We start from the raw sequence: 463 nt of genomic DNA, 5'->3' as shown, positions 1-463 counted from the left end.
GTTGCTGGTGCGGGGTTGACCTTCGTTCGGTTGGGCGTCGAGGCCGGCGACTCGTTCTCGACGTGGATCATCGGGCGCAGCCTGGAGGACGGCTCTTTCGAGCAGAACCTTGCCGCCCTGTTCCAAGGGATCGTGGCGTTCGGTGGCGCCCCAGGCCTGCCGGCAATGATGACGATCGTCCTCGGGCTGATCGCGATGCTGTTCTCGGTCGGCCAGATCGTCCTCATGTTCTTCCGGTCGGCGGCCCTGGTGTTGCTCGCCGGTCTCCTGCCCCTCTCGGCAGCCGCGACGGGCACCCGGTTCGGAGAGCAGTGGTTCGGCAAAACGTGCGCCTGGATCGTCGCCTTCCTGCTATACAAGCCAGCCGCCGCGATCATCTACGCGGCCGCGGTCACGATGTTCGGCAATCCCGACTCGCTGACCGGTTCGATCGTCGGGCTCTGCATGATGGCGCTCGCGCTCA

The 463-nt window shown here is 65.9% G+C and carries 1 protein-coding gene; it reads left to right on the top strand.

Annotation, left to right across the window (positions count from 1 at the left end):
- Positions 1-463, top strand: a 463-nt coding sequence (locus tag D9V41_RS17920) for a TrbL/VirB6 family protein (RefSeq protein WP_481725501.1), incomplete at both ends; no start/stop codon positions are given.

It is taken from the genome of Aeromicrobium phragmitis, from assembly GCF_003674095.1.
In the GTDB taxonomy this organism is placed as follows: Bacteria; Actinomycetota; Actinomycetes; order Propionibacteriales; family Nocardioidaceae; genus Aeromicrobium; species Aeromicrobium phragmitis.
This window is presented reverse-complemented; position numbering and strand designations above follow the sequence as displayed.